The organism is Pseudomonas fragariae (ex Marin et al. 2024) (assembly GCF_059621105.1).
This window is the reverse complement of the sequence record NZ_CM184369.1, coordinates 3,533,593-3,547,456: the sequence shown is the minus strand read 5'-3', so window position 1 is coordinate 3,547,456 and position 13,864 is coordinate 3,533,593. Positions and strand designations below refer to the sequence as shown.

Below are 13,864 nucleotides of genomic sequence, written 5' to 3'. Positions count from 1 at the left end.
CTTCAGGAGACCTTTGGCGTATGGGCGATGCGCGGATCCAGCGCGGGATACAGCAGGTCAACGATCAGATTGACCACGACGAACGCAGCTGCGGAGACCGCAACGATGGCAAGTACCACCGGGATGTCCTGGCGCAGCACGGCTTCCTGGGCAAGTCGACCGACCCCGGAGCGGGCGAAAATGGTTTCCACCAGCACCGCGCCGGATACCGTGTTACCCACCTGCAGGCCGATCAGTGTCAGCAGCGGCAGGGCAGCGTTCTTGAACGCATGGCGGGCCTGAACCTGCGCGCGGGTAAGGCCCTTGGCGTAGGCGGTTATGATGTAGGGCTCTTTCCAGACGCCCTGAAAGCCGCGTTGCAGGACCTGGGCATACACCGCAGCGCTGGGGATCGCCAGCGTGACGGCGGGCAGTATCAGGCTTGAGAAACCCTGATTGCCGGTCGCCGGGAACCAGCCAAGGGTGAACGCGAACAGTTGAATGAACAGCAGGCCCAGCCAGAAGACCGGCACCGAGAAGCCCAGCGACGGCAGGCGTGACAAGGCGACTTTCAAGGGCTGCCAGCGTACGTAGGCAGTGAGATACGCCAGACCTGTCCCGCCGATCAGTGACAGAACAATGGCCAGCCCCGCGAGGCTCAGGGTTTGCGGCAGACGTTCGATCAGCAACTCCGATACCGGGCGATTGAGCGTCAGCGAGTTGCCGAAGTCACCGTGTATGGCTCCCCACAGCAAATCGACGTATTGCTCGAAGATGCCCCGGTCCAGCCCGTAATAGAGCTTGGCCTTGGCGAGGTCCTGCGCGGACAGTGAGTCGATTTCGACACCCGAGGCGCTGAGCATGATCGACAGGGTGTCGCCGGGCAGCAGGTACAGAATGAAATAGGTGACGCTGTAGGCACCCCAAAGTACCAGCAGCGCTTGCGCGATGCGACTGAGGATATAGCGGCTCATGGCGTTGCCAACTCGATGTCGTTGAACAGCGCAAAGCCTTCCGCCGTCCAGTGGAAGTTGCGTACGTTTTTCGCCGTGGCGGCTTGCCAGACCCGCTCGTAGACCGGGAACGCCGAGCCTTCGTCGATCAGCAAGTCCTGCAACTCGCCATAGGCCCGGGCACGCTGCTCGCTTTGCGTGGCGGTCAGTCCGGCGTCGAACAGCGCAAGGGCTCTGGGCAGTGTTTCCGGCGCGTAAAGGTTGGTCGCCAGAGTCGAGCTGTTGGCGCTGCGCGGGTCGATGATGGTCTGCAGGATGATCGGGTCGGCGCGGGTCATGTAGTTGTACGTCAGGTCATAATTGCCTGCCGCATTGGCAGCGGCCCATTCGGCGGTGGTCACCACGTTGAGCTTGAGCTCGATGCCCACCTTGCGCAGTTGATCCTGGATCAGTACATCGCCAGCGGTTTCGGCGGGTGACAGGTTGTAGGCCAGCTTCAGCCGTTTGCCCTCCTTGTAGCGATAGCCGTCGGCATTTTTTTGCCAGCCAGCCTGGTCGAGCAAGCGCTCGGCACCCTGAGGATCATAGGCAAGCTTGTCGGCCTGGTTTTTGTAAAACGGTGTAGTGATGTCGAAGACACCGGAGACCACCGGGAACTGCGGGTTGTAGACCGTCGCTGCATAGGTCTTGCGGTCGATTGCCTTTTGCAAAGCCTGGCGCACGTTACGGTCGGCAAGAATGCGATTGCCGCGTGTGTTGGGGTACAGGTTCAGTGCCGGTCCTGGCAGCGACCGGCTTTGAATGGTCGCGCCCCTGGACTTGAACAGGTTGAGATCCACCTCGGAGAACGGGTTGCGCGGCCAGAGAATATCGACCTGCCCCTGAACGAACTGGCCGTTACGTACGCTTTCTTCCGGCACGTAGCTGACCTCGACTGCGTCCAGATGCGCTTCGCCCTTGTTCTGCGCATTGGCCGATGGCCAGGCATAGCCCTTGCGTTTGATCAGGCGCAAACCGCTTTCCGGGGTATAGCGCTCCAGCACGAATGGCCCGGTGCCGATGATTGCACCCAGCGAGCGCTGCTTGACGCTGAGCGCGTAGGACTCTGGAGCCAGGATGGCGAGATTGGTGGTGGAGGTGGCTTGCAGAAAGCCCGCATTGGGTTGGGCCAGCACCAGTTTGATGGTGAACTCGTCCAGCACCTCGGCATGGTCGTAACCTTTGAGGTAAGTGGCGCCGAAGGTGGCTGGCAATTGTGCGGCGAACGACTTGTCCGCGTCGTAGGCCGTCTTCACCGCTTGAGCGTCGAAACGTGTGCCGTTGCTGAAGGTCACGTCCTTGCGCAAGTGAAAGGTGTACTCCAGCGCGTTGTCACTGATTTCCCAGCGCTCCGCCAGCCAGGGAATGATCTTGCCGGTCTGCGGGTCCTGATCGGTCAGGGACTCGGCAATATTGCGCAGCACCACCCGATGCTCCAGCCAGTAAACCTGAAAGGGGTCAAGGCTGACCAGCGTGGTGTTGTCTCTGAAGAACGCCACCTTGAGGGTTGTGGCTGCCTGGTTGTCCTGGCCGGAAGGTGAGCAGCCAAGCAGGGTTATGGCTGTGACGGCGGTAAACAGCAGGCGCGAGAGGAGCGGGCGCCGGGTCATCGCATTGTGCTCCGAGTCACGAATCCATTTGAGAAAGTCGAAGGTGGTGTACGGCGCATGGAAGGTCCTCTTCAAGTCGGGCACAGTGCTTCAGCACTGATTTCTTAAGACCGTATTCTTATGATTATGCGCTGTAAAAGTCTTTTTTGTTCTAAGCTAATATAGGTTTTTATGATTTATAAAGTTAGTAATTATGCTCTATTGGTATTTTATGGTGCATGGCCAATTTCTGTAACGGGTCTGCAGCGCGCCCCGGAAACGACAAAGCCCTCGAGTCAGGAGGGCTTTGTGAGTGCTGTATGGTTCAGTGCATGCGTTCCGGATAAGCCATCACCACGCTTGGTAAGGTGGGTGATGCCCGCCAGGGATTATCTCAGCTCGCCTGAAGAACGCCATTTTGCTTCGCTACGTGTGCTGCCAAGGCATCCATCAGTGCCGGGGAAAGACAGTCGTAGGTTGGCAAACCCATCGTGTTGAAACGTTCGCGAATGCCGTCCATTTCAGCTGGCGGCGTACCCGTTTCAATGACCGACGAGACGAACGCGGCAAAACCGGGCGCAGCCCAGCCTGTCTGAGGAGACAGTTCGGTGTGCACGAAATCCAGACCGTGGAACGCGTGGTTCTGGTTTTCGATGCGACCATACATGTGGGCACCACATTCTTTGCAGGCGTGACGCTGGATGGTAGCGCTTGCATCAATGATGGTCAGTTTGGCTGCGTTGACGGTAACGCTGACTTTGTCGCGATTGACTACCGCGATGACGGCAAACCTGGCGCCCGCTGGTTTCCAGCATTTACTGCAACCGCAGGCGTGGTTATGCAGTGTTTGAGCATCGACTTTGACCTCAACCTTGTCGGTCGGGCAAAGGCACTGCAGAGTGCCGCCTGCAAAGTCGGTAGCAGCGGATTTGATGCCGTTATCCAGCGCAGGGTGAAGTTTTACATCGCTCACAGTGTACCTCCAGCTATAGGGGTGACTTGGAACAGGTTCCATGGCAACTGCCCCGGAGCAGTGGACGACATCAGTATTTGATGACGGTGCGGATCGACTTGCCTTCGTGCATCAAGTCAAACGCTTCATTGATGCGATCCAGGCCCATGGTGTGAGTGACAAAAGGTGCCAGCTCGATCTCGCCTTTCATCGCGTCTTCAACCATCTTCGGCAGTTGGCTACGGCCTTTTACGCCGCCAAACGCCGAGCCTTTCCAGGTACGGCCGGTGACCAGCTGGAAGGGACGGGTCGAGATTTCCTGACCGGCACCGGCAACACCAATGACGATCGATTGGCCCCAGCCGCGGTGGGCACATTCGAGCGCAGCGCGCATCACATGCACGTTACCGATACATTCGAAGGAGTGGTCGACACCCCAGCCAGTCATCTCAATGATCACCTGCTGGATCGGCTGTTCGTGATCTTTTGGATTCACACAGTCGGTAGCGCCAAACGAACGGGCCAGTTCGAACTTGGCAGGGTTGGTGTCGATAGCGATGATGCGTCCTGCCTTGGCCTGACGCGCACCCTGAATCGCCGCCAGACCGATGCCGCCCAGGCCAAATACCGCGACTGTGTCGCCAGGCTGGACTTTGGCCGTGTTGTGCACCGCGCCAATGCCGGTAGTCACGCCGCAGCCGAGCAGGCAGACGTGCTCGGGGTTGGCGTCTGGATTGATCTTCGCGACAGAAACTTCAGCGACAACAGTGTACTCGCTGAAGGTCGAGCAACCCATGTAGTGGTACAGGGGTTGGCCGTTGTAGGAGAAGCGTGAAGTGCCGTCCGGCATCACGCCTTTGCCCTGAGTGGCGCGCACAGCGGTGCACAGGTTGGTTTTGCCCGATTTACAGAACAGGCACTCGCCGCATTCGGCGGTGTACAGCGGAATGACGTGGTCACCGACTTTCACGCTGGTCACGCCTTCGCCTACTTCCATGACGATGCCGGCGCCTTCATGGCCCAGTATTACCGGGAACAGGCCTTCCGGATCATCGCCCGAAAGTGTGAAAGCATCCGTATGGCATACACCGGTATCGGTGATCTTGATCAGCACTTCGCCCTTGCGTGGCGGCTCGACGTCGATCTCGACGATCTGGAGCGGCTTGCCAGGTTCAAATGCAACTGCAGCACGAGACTTCATGTGATTTTCTCCAATTGATGATGCTCGAGCCTTTGATCGTTGTCTTTGGGCCGAGCATCGATAGGTGCCTGTCACTGCGTTCTGGAAGATTTCACAGCAAACGCGCCATCACCCAGCAGAGCGAGGACCAGCGCTGTGACGGACAGATAGATCGGATATTCCCAGCCACCGTTAGCGTTGGTGAAGCTCCAGCCGTTGCCGAAATGCACGGTGGCGGCGACAAACAGTTGAACAACAGCGATTGCAGCAACCCAGCGGGCGTAGACCCCCAGTACCAGCATCAAACCGCCGATCACTTCGAAGGCCATAACCGGATAGGCAAGGAAGCCTGGAAAGCCAATGGATTCGAAAAAGCCAGCAGTACCTGCCGGAGTAAAGACCAATACTTTGGTCAGGCCGTGGGCGATGAACATGAGGCCCAATGCCAGGCGCAGTACAAAAGCAGCGTAAGGCGCGGTGCGTGAATCGATCATGGAAAATTCCTTGTGTTAAATAAGCAGTGGGGTTCAGTTGGAAAGCGAAAGTGTCCGGTCCAGCCATTGCGAGAAGTCAGCCAGTTCCTGCGGAATGATCTCGTGGGCCATGTCGTAAAAATGAGTCTGGTGCTGCACACCGATCCGGCTGAGCCAGGCGTCAGCTTCATGTGCCCAGTCAATCGGCAGTACGTTGTCCTGCTGGCCGTGAGCGATGAAGGCTGAGACGCCTTGCAACTGATCACGTGGCGCAATCTTTGGCTCGATTTCTCGCAGCATCCGCCCGCTCAGCAGCGCAAAACCTGCTACCAGCTCAGGTTGTGTGACGCCGACGCTTGAGCTCATGATGCCGCCCTGGCTGAACCCGGCGATCACAGTGGGCAGCGGGGGAAGCGCCTGAATAAACCGGATCAATAACTGGCGGCTGGACTCAGCCTGCTCCTGGTTAAAAGAAGGCCCATCGCTGGTGAAGTTGACCTGGTACCAGGCGAAGCCTTGAGGACCCAGTTGCAGCGGGCCGCGGAGCAACAGGATTTCGATCTCTTCGGGCAGCGACGCGGCCAGACTGGCGAGATTGGCTTCGTTCGATCCTACTCCGTGAAGCAGTAGCAACCGTGCCTTTGGGTTGACAGTGCTACATGCCTTACGAAAAAAAATACCCGACTCGGACTCGCGTGCGGGTTCAGAGAAGTTGATGTTTTGCATGAGGTTATTTCACACCTTGAACGGTTTGAGCTGACTCGAATCGTTCGCTATCAATTGAGGTAAACAGGTAGCTGTCCATCGCCAGAACGCCGTGGGTAATACCGCCGTCCATTACCTGTGTCTGATAACCGTGACCAGCTGCCCCGAGCGCAATAAACAGCGGCAGGAAATGCTCATCGGTCGGATGTGCACGTTCGGCTGAAGGTGCGTACTGCTTGTAGTCGAGCAACTGATCAATGTTTCCTGCCTGCAGGGTCAGGGCGGTCCATGCTGCGAACTGTTTGACGTAGTCGGCGCCGTGGCTTGTTGCGCCGCGGAACTCGTACAGGTTGTGGGTGAGGCTGCCTGACGCCACGATCAATACGTTCATCTCACGCAGTGGCTTGAGTGCTGCGCCGAGCTGCCAGGCGCTGCGTGTATCAAGCGTGGCGGGCATGGACACCTGAACGACCGGTATGTCTGCGTCGGGTGCCAGATACATAAGTGGTATCCAGGCACCGTGATCCAGGCCGCGGGCGGAATCGAGCCGCGATTGCCAGCCCGCCGTCTGCAGCAGCTCAACAATATGACTCGCTAACGCTGGTGCGCCCGGAGCCGGGTAGGACAACGTATACAAAGCGCCCGGAAAACCGCCAAAGTCATGAATGGTTTCAGGTGCTGTGCTTGACGTAACCCTGACTTCGCCACGGGTCATCCAGTGCGGCGAGACAACCACGATGGCATCAGGTTTTGGCAGCTCACGACCGAGCCTGGCCAGTCTCGGGCCTGCCAGGCCGGGCTCGATGGCGAACGTGGGAGCACCATGAGACACAAACAGCAGGGGGAATGAAGTGTTCATGGTGACTGCTCCTGATTGATGATGTATTGCTTACTTGCTCAGCCAGACCGGAGCGACCGAAGTGCCCAGACCCGCGCCGTAGCCGAGGTAGATGTTGAAACCCGCCAGTGGCTCCAGATAGCGAGCGTTAACCAGGCCGCCAGCGTCCACGGTGTTCCAGCCCAGGCTGCGAGCCAGCGCGATAGCGGTTTGCTTGGCGCGCTCACTGTCGCTGGCGACAAATACGCTGCCGGTCTGGTCGTTGGCGAACTTCGGACCATCGGCGAGCACTTGAGCGAACAGGGTGTTGAACGCTTTCACAACGTTGGCTTGCGGCACAGCCCTGGCGATTTCTTCCGAGGCGCTGGTGACGTGGCCGACGGTCAATGACATGTAGTCGGCGCTCAGCGGGTTGGTGATATCGATCACCACTTTACCGGTCAGGTCACCCAGGCTTTGCAGTGCAGCGGTCGCATCGGCATAGGCGGTGGCCACCACGATTACTTGGCTGTCACCCAACGCTTCGGACGCTACATAAGCGCTGACATTCGCGTGCTGGTCGGCCAGGGCCTGCGCCTTGCTGATGTCACGGCCAGTGATGCGGACGCTGTGCCCTGCGGCAGAAAGCTGTTTCGCAAAGGCTGAGCCCATGTTGCCGGTACCGATTACTGTGATTTTCATGACTGCCTCTCTCTGAGTTGAGTTGCGTTTCGATGGGCCCAGTTTATAGATTGCCAGGCAGGGATAAATCGGGCTGAATGTGATGAATAGTTCCACTAAGTGAGACAATCATGGATCGTGCACTGGAAATGCAGGTCTTCTGCACCGTTGTTGATAAGGGCAGTTTTGTCGGGGCAGCCGAGCCACTCGGCATGTCCAAGGCAGCCATCTCGCGTTACGTGAGCACGCTGGAGGAGCGTCTCGGCGCGCGGTTGTTGCACCGCACGACTCGGCGGCTTTCCTTGACGGATGAGGGGCGTCAGTTCTATCACCAGGCCCGTGAGGTGCTGGCCATGATGGATGAGGCAGAGAAGGCTGTATCGTCTGCTTCGCCGGAGGCCAGCGGAGTGCTTCGAGTCAACGCCCCGGTCAGTTTTGGCGTGCTGCACCTGGCTCCGAGCTGGGCCGATTTCATGAGCGCCTACCCCAAGGTCGAGCTGGAAATCAGCTTGAGCGATCGTCTGGTGGATCTGGTTGACGAAGGTATTGATGCAGCGGTGCGTATCGCACGCATGGATAATTCGTCGTTGGTGGGCAGACGCCTGGCCAGTACCCGGATGTGCCTGTGTGCGTCGCCTGCGTATCTGGCCAGCCACGCACCCATTGAAAAACTATCGGATGTGGCAGAGCACGGGGTAGTGGCCTACAGCAACTTTGCCAGCGGTACTGAATGGCAATTCGAGGGGCCCGAAGGCAGTGAAAGCGTGCACACGCGCTCGGTGGTTCGATGTAATAACGGGGATACCTGCCGCGCCATCACATTGGCCGGTGGTGGCATTTCGTTGCAGCCGAGTTTTATGGTGGCGCAGGATCTACGCCGAGGCGATCTGGTCGAAATACTTCCCGAGTATCAATCGGTCGAGTTGGGGATCTACGTGGTGTATCCAACCCGTAAACATTTACCCGCGAAGGTAAGATCGCTGATCAACTTTCTGGTTGAGCGATTCGCCCATCCAGTATGGGAGCAGTGACAGACCTTTGGAAAAAACCGGCTGATATAAGGGGCAGTGAAGGTATCAGCCGGATAAAAGGAGCGCTGTATCAGGCACGTCCGTACACACAGAAACCCGGAAGTGCGGCCACCCACCGAATCGCCGTTACTGCAAAAAGCTGCGCAGGTCTGCCGCAAATTTCACTGGATTCTTGAACGCCAGGAAGTGATCGCCTTGCTCGGCTTTGGTGTACACATGAAGTACCGAGTCCCGGATAACCGAGCTCATCCAGTGCTGACTCTCCAGCCAGTCGCTGTACTCACCGGTGAAGATTGCGGTCGGCACATTGATCTTTGACCGAATGACGTCTCGCCAGTCGTTGGTTGTGTGATCGAAAAGCACCTGCCTGGTAAATGCCATGTCATCTTTAACCACCTCTTGCACGAGGCTGATGACGTTATGGAAGTAGGGCGAGTCCATCGCCATCGCTCGCTCGACAACCCGGCTTGCGGAAACCAGCCTGTTGGTGGCGATGCCTTGCGCATAGGATGCGATCATTCGCTCGGGCGACGTGGTGAACGCCCCGGCCTCGAGCCGTTCTTGCTCCGTCCAGTCGGCGTGGCAATAAATCGAGGGTGCCTGGTCAATGATGCTCAGGGTGCGAATGCCTTGCGTGCCAAACAGATCGATGTAGGCCCACATCACCGATGCGCCCATGGACCAGCCGCAGTAGTCGGCCTGCGAAACGCCCAAATGGCCGGCGAACTCCTTCACGTCCATGGCGTACCGTGAAATGCGATTACCGAAGTCGACCCGCTCGGAAAGGCCCTGATTTCTCACGTCCAGCACATACACATGGTAGTGCTCGCTCAGGATGTGCATCAGGTGAAAGTACATTGCGCCGTTGGCCGACCAGCCGGGGATGAAGATCAACGGTTGCCCGGCGCCGGCTTCCCAATAGCCGAGATTAACGCCGTCGCTGGTGGTGAAGCTGCTTATCTTCAGATCAGTAAAGTCGGAGGTACGAAAGGGCTGACCAATGATCTCATGGGGAAAGTAGAAATCTTCATCAAGCAATGCGTGGAGCGCTATGGCTTTTAATGGGTATTTCAAGAAGGAACACCTGCAATTAAAAAGGGTGATGGACAGGTCCTGGCATCGCCCCAGGCCTTTGGCAGGCCGTACGGGTTGATCGTTGCCCACGCAGACCAGGCTCGATCATTCAGCGTGCCGCGACCGTTGAAAGGAGGAGGTGGGTCGATGGCGGTACAGCCATCGATCCATGCTTCAGGAAGCAGGCATGCGTCGGTATCAGCCTTTGATCCAGTTGCCATCCGACTGGGCATCAACGGCGATATCGAAGGTCTGAATGTAGCCTGACAACATCCGATAAAAACCAATGACGAGAATGGCATCGCTCAGCTCCTGGAGCGAGAAGTGCTGCAAGGTATGCTTGAACAGCACACCCGGGGCCTTGCCTTTGTCGATAATGGCCTGGCCAAACCGAAGCAGGACGCGCTCGTCCTCTTTGAACGCTGTGGCATCCTCCAGGCAGCCTTCTGCGATGGCGACGAACTGATCAGGACGAACCCCCGCAACTTGAGCGATGGAAACATGCTGCTCCCACTCATAGGCGACGTTCTCATGCGCAGCCAGCAGCAATACCATCATCTCCTTATGATAGTCGGAGAGGGTGAGGTCCCTGAATATTGCGTTGGTCAGGTCGATGACAGGAATAAATGCTCCGGGGCTGTAACCCAGCATTCGAAAGAAGTTGACCTTCGTTGGAAGCTTCTCGAATTTTTCCCGTACCTGATCAGGCAGTTTTGTAAAATCGGGATACTCGATTTCAACTTTGGAACTGATGTTGTCATGCGGGCCGGTCGGGTTGGCCATGGGACGCTCCTTCAGAGTGATCTGGTCGTCGTGATGTCGGGTTTGACAGGGTTGCTTAAGCGATGCGTCGTTCGCACTTTGTGTGCTAGATAAACTCAAGCACTTCGCGAACGGCTTTACGCGGCTTTTGCGGCCAGTTGCTCTCGCCTGGATAACCGACGGTCACCAGCATCACGGGGATTTCAGTAGCTGAAAGATTGAATGCTTCTGCAACCGCCGCTGGGTCAAAGCCGATCATGGGGGTTGAATCAAGGCCTTGGCCTTTAGCTGCAAGCATCAGCGTCATGGCGGCCAGCGAGCCTGAACGGATGGCTTCATCGCGCTGCAGTTGTGGATTTTCAGCGTACATACCCTGAACGGCGCCCACCCACATGTCATAAATGGCCTTGTCGATGACCCCGGCATCCATCGAAGGCTTCAGCGACGTTGCAATCGTTTGATGCGGATTCAGGGTGCCACACACAATAAATGTCACGGCTGAATCCACCACCTTCTTTTGTCCATAGGCCAAGGGCAGCAAACGTGCTTTTGCTTCCTCACTGCGTATGGCTACGAAACGCCAGTTTTGAAGGTTGAAGGCGGACGGCGCATGGGTGGCCAGATCAATCAGATCAGTGATCGCTTGATCTGAGAGTTTGCGCTCAGTGTCGTAGTTGTTGGCGGAAATTCGGGACTTGATGAGGTCAGCGATAATAGACATGGTGCTCTCTGTGCCGTAAGGGGGAAACAAGTGCAGCCCCGATTTTTTGCAGTCGAGTCTGCGCAGATCAAATCGGTTAGCGGCTGAAGCCGTCGAACGGCGTCATGTACACAGCACCGAACGGATCCAGGCGTTTACGGATCTCGGCATCTGGTGTGCCGTACACAACCAGACTGGTGATGGTGCACAGTTCGAGGAAGCGCTTGCCGAATGGGGCGAAGGTGATGTCTACGTGGCTGACAACGGATTCGACGTTATAGCGCTCAAGGATATGCGCAACGCTTTGATCTTCATTCACGCTGTACTCGTAAACCAGGGTGCCGGGCTCTTTCCGGGTGGCGGCAACGACCTGGGCGATCAGTGCTTTGAACTCGGCAAAGTCGCCGGGTTTGATTGCAAGCGAGAATAAGCAGGAAATATGTGGATGCATGGTGATCTCTTCCACGGTCGGCCCCCAAGGGGGGCAGGTGAGGATGCAACGCTGATCCAGTCGTTGCATTTATGCAGTGTGCAGGTTCAGGGCGTGGCGGGAGTTTCACCGAACAATTTGCCCGCACCTGCCCAATCCGACGGTGCTACGTCTTCGAAAATGACGTAGATGTATTCGGCGGGAGTCCCCGTGTTTTTGACGATGCTTTCGGTGATTTCAGCAGCTACGGCGGCTTTCTGAGCATGCTCTTTACCTTCGAACCAGCTGACGCGTACGACGGGCATGATGTATTCCTGTTTGGGATTGAAAACTCGGTCTGATGTGATCAGCCAGAGACATACCGCCATGCTAGGGTAGAAGTGTCTGGCGATAAACTGCCTGAAACTCTAAAGTGGGTAGAGTTATTGTCTACTTTTCAGGGCGGTTATGATTCCCATAGACTCGTTCCAAGGCGTCATCACCTTTGTGGTGGCAGCGCGTTCGAATAGCTTTACCGAGGCAGCCGGGCGACTGGGTATTTCGAAATCGGCCGTCGGCAAATCCATAGCCCGGCTTGAAGCGCGACTGGGCGTCCAGCTGTTTCATCGCTCTACCCGTCGAATATCTCTGACTGCTGATGGCGATGCCTATTTCATCGCCTGCTCGAACGCGCTCGAAGAAATAGGTGCGGCTGAAAGCGGATTGGCTCCGGGAACCCGCGAACCGTCCGGACGATTGCGCATCGATATACCCGTGGCATTCGGGCGCCGGGTTGTCGCCCCGTTGTTATTTGAAATCGCTAACAAGTATCCCGCGCTGCAGTTGAATATGACTTTTTCTGACCACTTGGTCGATCCGATTGAAGAGGGGATCGACCTGCTGGTTCGTTTTGGAGAACTCAAGGATACCAGCGGCCTTGTTGCTCGCCGGCTTGCGCGACAACGCTGGGCTATTTGCGCCGCGCCGAGTTATCTGGCCCGTTTTGGCGTACCTGACACCCTGGAAGATCTGAATCGTCACCATTGCATCGTCGGCCATCGACGGGGCCAACCACTCTCCTGGCGAGTCAATGAAGATCAGGAAACCGTTCGCTACGCGCCACCTTCCGCACATCAGATCGGCGATGGCGAGGCCATGATCCTGGCAGCCGTCGCCGGCGTCGGCCTGTGCCAGATGCCGCGCTGCCTGTTCAAGGACGACATTGACGCGGGCCGACTGGTTGAGGTGCTGGCAGGCTATGAACCAGAGCCCGTTGAAGTACATGCCGTATGGCCCAGGGTTTCTCACTTGCGGCCCAAGGTGAGGTATGTGGTTGATGAGCTGGTGCGGTTGTGTGAGCACTGGCAGTAGCGTCTTCGCGAAGACATTCCAGCCAGGCAGACGCCCTGCATCACCTCGGGCCAATCCGGTTTTGCAGAGCCCGCTACCGCCAATTCATGGAGCCCCACACATACTGATTGGGCAAGTGTTCATTCCACTTGATACTGGCACGTGACGCGTATGGGGCGCCCAGGCAGGCACCTTTTTCGCGCTATGCTTATGCTAAAAAGGTATTAATTTTATGTAAAACATAAGGTTAAGCTATATATCAATACGTAAGTTCAAGGCCCTGCCTGATGTGTTTTCTGTCCGTTTATCCCGATGTGGAAGGCCAGCAATGACCTTCGATTACGCATTCCGAACAGAAGCCCGTGGCCAAGGCTGCCCCTTCACCGTCCAGCAGCTACCTGGAAACCATCAAGGCCCGTGACAAGCTGATTGTCGGCGTGTTCAGCGATAAACCGCCTTTTGGCTTCGTCAACGAGCAGGGCCAGTACGTCGGTTTCGACACTGACCTGGGCAAGCGTTTCGCCAAGGACCTGCTGGGCGACGAGAAGAAGGTCGAGTTCGTGGTGGTCGAGCCCGCCAGCCGCATACCGTTTCTGCAGAGTGACAAGGTAGATTTGATTCTGGCCAACATGACCGTCACGCCGGAACGTCGGGAGGCGGTGGATTTCACCCATCCGAATCTGCGTGTTGCAGTCCAGGCGCTGGTGCCGCAAGCCAGCCCGGTCAAGACCCTGGACGATCTGGCGAGCAAGACCACCATCGTCACCACCGGCACCACCGCTGATATCTGGCTGACGAAAAATCACCCTGACTGGAAAGTGCTGAAATTCGAGAAAAACTCCGAGTCGCTGCAGGCGCTGGCCAATGGTCGTGGCGATGCCTATGCGCAGGACAATCTGGTGCTGTTCAGCTGGGCGAAGAAAAACCCCGGCTACCGCGTGCTGGAGCAGAAACTCGGTGACGAAGCGCCAATCGCCCCTGCAGTCAAAAAAGGCAATATCGAGCTGCGCGACTGGGTCAATACCGAACTGGCCAGACTGGGCGAAGAGAAATACCTGCTCAAGCTCTACGACCAGTATGTACGCCCGGAACTGGCCGAGGGCACAGACCCCAACGCGGTCATCGTCGAAGGCGGAAGCTGGAAGCCTTGATGGCAGAGGCCTGACGGTA

Annotated in this window: 15 protein-coding genes and 1 pseudogene; 3 read left to right on the top strand and 13 right to left on the bottom strand. The window is 57.2% G+C overall.

Annotation, left to right across the window (positions count from 1 at the left end; all coding sequences use genetic code 11):
• Positions 1–2: 2 nt before the first annotated feature.
• The 8 genes from AC54XV_RS15195 to AC54XV_RS15160 all read right to left on the bottom strand — a co-directional run bounded on the left by AC54XV_RS15195 (position 3) and on the right by AC54XV_RS15160 (position 7,389).
• Positions 3–953 carry an ABC transporter permease gene (locus tag AC54XV_RS15195; protein ID WP_003400748.1) on the bottom strand — a complete coding sequence of 317 codons (951 nt, stop codon included), beginning with the start codon at positions 951–953 and terminating at the stop codon, positions 3–5.
• Positions 950–2,581: an ABC transporter substrate-binding protein gene (locus AC54XV_RS15190; RefSeq protein ID WP_011268117.1), complete on the bottom strand. Its 1,632-nt coding sequence runs from the start codon at positions 2,579–2,581 to the stop codon at positions 950–952. The genes AC54XV_RS15195 and AC54XV_RS15190 overlap by 4 nt, the downstream gene beginning before the upstream one ends.
• 373 nt (positions 2,582–2,954) lie before the next feature.
• Positions 2,955–3,533, bottom strand: a complete 579-nt coding sequence (gene gfa / locus AC54XV_RS15185; protein WP_003400750.1) for an S-(hydroxymethyl)glutathione synthase — start codon at positions 3,531–3,533, stop codon at positions 2,955–2,957.
• Positions 3,534–3,603: 70 nt separating this feature from the next.
• Positions 3,604–4,713, bottom strand: coding sequence for an S-(hydroxymethyl)glutathione dehydrogenase/class III alcohol dehydrogenase (locus AC54XV_RS15180; protein WP_148193911.1), 1,110 nt, complete (start codon positions 4,711–4,713; stop codon positions 3,604–3,606).
• Positions 4,714–4,784: 71 nt separating this feature from the next.
• Complete coding sequence (locus tag AC54XV_RS15175) at positions 4,785–5,186, bottom strand: DoxX family protein (RefSeq protein ID WP_003400759.1); 402 nt, start codon at positions 5,184–5,186, stop codon at positions 4,785–4,787.
• A gap of 33 nt (positions 5,187–5,219) precedes the next feature.
• Complete coding sequence (locus AC54XV_RS15170; protein ID WP_003400760.1) at positions 5,220–5,891, bottom strand: phospholipase/carboxylesterase; 672 nt, start codon at positions 5,889–5,891, stop codon at positions 5,220–5,222.
• A gap of 4 nt (positions 5,892–5,895) precedes the next feature.
• Positions 5,896–6,729: a DODA-type extradiol aromatic ring-opening family dioxygenase gene (locus AC54XV_RS15165; RefSeq protein ID WP_024651131.1), complete on the bottom strand. Its 834-nt coding sequence runs from the start codon at positions 6,727–6,729 to the stop codon at positions 5,896–5,898.
• A gap of 30 nt (positions 6,730–6,759) precedes the next feature.
• Positions 6,760–7,389 (bottom strand): NADPH-dependent F420 reductase, encoded by a 630-nt coding sequence (locus tag AC54XV_RS15160; protein WP_024651130.1) that lies wholly within the window; start codon positions 7,387–7,389, stop codon positions 6,760–6,762.
• Between the two features lie 110 nt (positions 7,390–7,499).
• On the opposite strand from AC54XV_RS15160, the gene AC54XV_RS15155 reads away from it, so the two are divergent.
• Entirely contained in the window at positions 7,500–8,399 is a 900-nt protein-coding gene (locus AC54XV_RS15155; protein WP_024641490.1) for a LysR family transcriptional regulator, read from the top strand.
• 126 nt (positions 8,400–8,525) lie between these two features.
• Here AC54XV_RS15155 and AC54XV_RS15150 read toward each other — a convergent pair whose 3' ends face one another.
• The 5 genes from AC54XV_RS15150 to AC54XV_RS15130 form a co-directional block, all read right to left on the bottom strand.
• Positions 8,526–9,473: an alpha/beta fold hydrolase gene (locus AC54XV_RS15150; RefSeq protein ID WP_496718957.1), complete on the bottom strand. Its 948-nt coding sequence runs from the start codon at positions 9,471–9,473 to the stop codon at positions 8,526–8,528.
• Positions 9,474–9,671: 198 nt separating this feature from the next.
• On the bottom strand, positions 9,672–10,256 hold the full coding sequence (locus tag AC54XV_RS15145) for a carboxymuconolactone decarboxylase family protein (RefSeq protein WP_011268111.1): 585 nt from the start codon (positions 10,254–10,256) through the stop codon (positions 9,672–9,674).
• 85 nt (positions 10,257–10,341) lie between these two features.
• On the bottom strand, positions 10,342–10,956 hold the full coding sequence (locus AC54XV_RS15140; RefSeq protein ID WP_024641488.1) for a nitroreductase family protein: 615 nt from the start codon (positions 10,954–10,956) through the stop codon (positions 10,342–10,344).
• Positions 10,957–11,032: 76 nt separating this feature from the next.
• The gene (locus tag AC54XV_RS15135) at positions 11,033–11,386 is read right to left on the bottom strand and encodes a putative quinol monooxygenase (RefSeq protein WP_003400769.1); all 354 of its coding nucleotides are present in this window, start codon (positions 11,384–11,386) and stop codon (positions 11,033–11,035) included.
• Between the two features lie 86 nt (positions 11,387–11,472).
• The gene (locus tag AC54XV_RS15130) at positions 11,473–11,670 is read right to left on the bottom strand and encodes a tautomerase family protein (RefSeq protein WP_003400770.1); all 198 of its coding nucleotides are present in this window, start codon (positions 11,668–11,670) and stop codon (positions 11,473–11,475) included.
• A gap of 142 nt (positions 11,671–11,812) precedes the next feature.
• Between AC54XV_RS15130 and AC54XV_RS15125 the strand changes: the two genes are divergently transcribed.
• Together AC54XV_RS15125 and AC54XV_RS15120 are read left to right on the top strand one after the other, a co-directional pair.
• Positions 11,813–12,715: a LysR family transcriptional regulator gene (locus AC54XV_RS15125; RefSeq protein WP_003400772.1), complete on the top strand. Its 903-nt coding sequence runs from the start codon at positions 11,813–11,815 to the stop codon at positions 12,713–12,715.
• Between the two features lie 368 nt (positions 12,716–13,083).
• A pseudogene (locus AC54XV_RS15120) lies at positions 13,084–13,845 on the top strand (transporter substrate-binding domain-containing protein); the annotation flags it as partial.
• Positions 13,846–13,864 lie beyond the last annotated feature (19 nt).

Bases quoted from the DNA above. Each gene is read 5' to 3' on its own strand.
- AC54XV_RS15180 (WP_148193911.1), bottom strand. From the start codon at position 4,713: ATGAAGTCTCGTGCTGCAGTTGCATTTGAACCTGGCAAGCCGCTCCAG.
- AC54XV_RS15135 (WP_003400769.1), bottom strand. From the start codon at position 11,386: ATGCATCCACATATTTCCTGCTTATTCTCGCTTGCAATCAAACCCGGC.
- AC54XV_RS15165 (WP_024651131.1), bottom strand. From the start codon at position 6,729: ATGAACACTTCATTCCCCCTGCTGTTTGTGTCTCATGGTGCTCCCACG.
- AC54XV_RS15145 (WP_011268111.1), bottom strand. From the start codon at position 10,256: ATGGCCAACCCGACCGGCCCGCATGACAACATCAGTTCCAAAGTTGAA.
- AC54XV_RS15160 (WP_024651130.1), bottom strand. From the start codon at position 7,389: ATGAAAATCACAGTAATCGGTACCGGCAACATGGGCTCAGCCTTTGCG.
- AC54XV_RS15125 (WP_003400772.1), top strand. From the start codon at position 11,813: ATGATTCCCATAGACTCGTTCCAAGGCGTCATCACCTTTGTGGTGGCA.
- AC54XV_RS15195 (WP_003400748.1), bottom strand. From the start codon at position 953: ATGAGCCGCTATATCCTCAGTCGCATCGCGCAAGCGCTGCTGGTACTT.
- AC54XV_RS15170 (WP_003400760.1), bottom strand. From the start codon at position 5,891: ATGCAAAACATCAACTTCTCTGAACCCGCACGCGAGTCCGAGTCGGGT.
- AC54XV_RS15155 (WP_024641490.1), top strand. From the start codon at position 7,500: ATGGATCGTGCACTGGAAATGCAGGTCTTCTGCACCGTTGTTGATAAG.
- AC54XV_RS15175 (WP_003400759.1), bottom strand. From the start codon at position 5,186: ATGATCGATTCACGCACCGCGCCTTACGCTGCTTTTGTACTGCGCCTG.
- AC54XV_RS15190 (WP_011268117.1), bottom strand. From the start codon at position 2,581: ATGACCCGGCGCCCGCTCCTCTCGCGCCTGCTGTTTACCGCCGTCACA.
- AC54XV_RS15140 (WP_024641488.1), bottom strand. From the start codon at position 10,956: ATGTCTATTATCGCTGACCTCATCAAGTCCCGAATTTCCGCCAACAAC.
- AC54XV_RS15130 (WP_003400770.1), bottom strand. From the start codon at position 11,670: ATGCCCGTCGTACGCGTCAGCTGGTTCGAAGGTAAAGAGCATGCTCAG.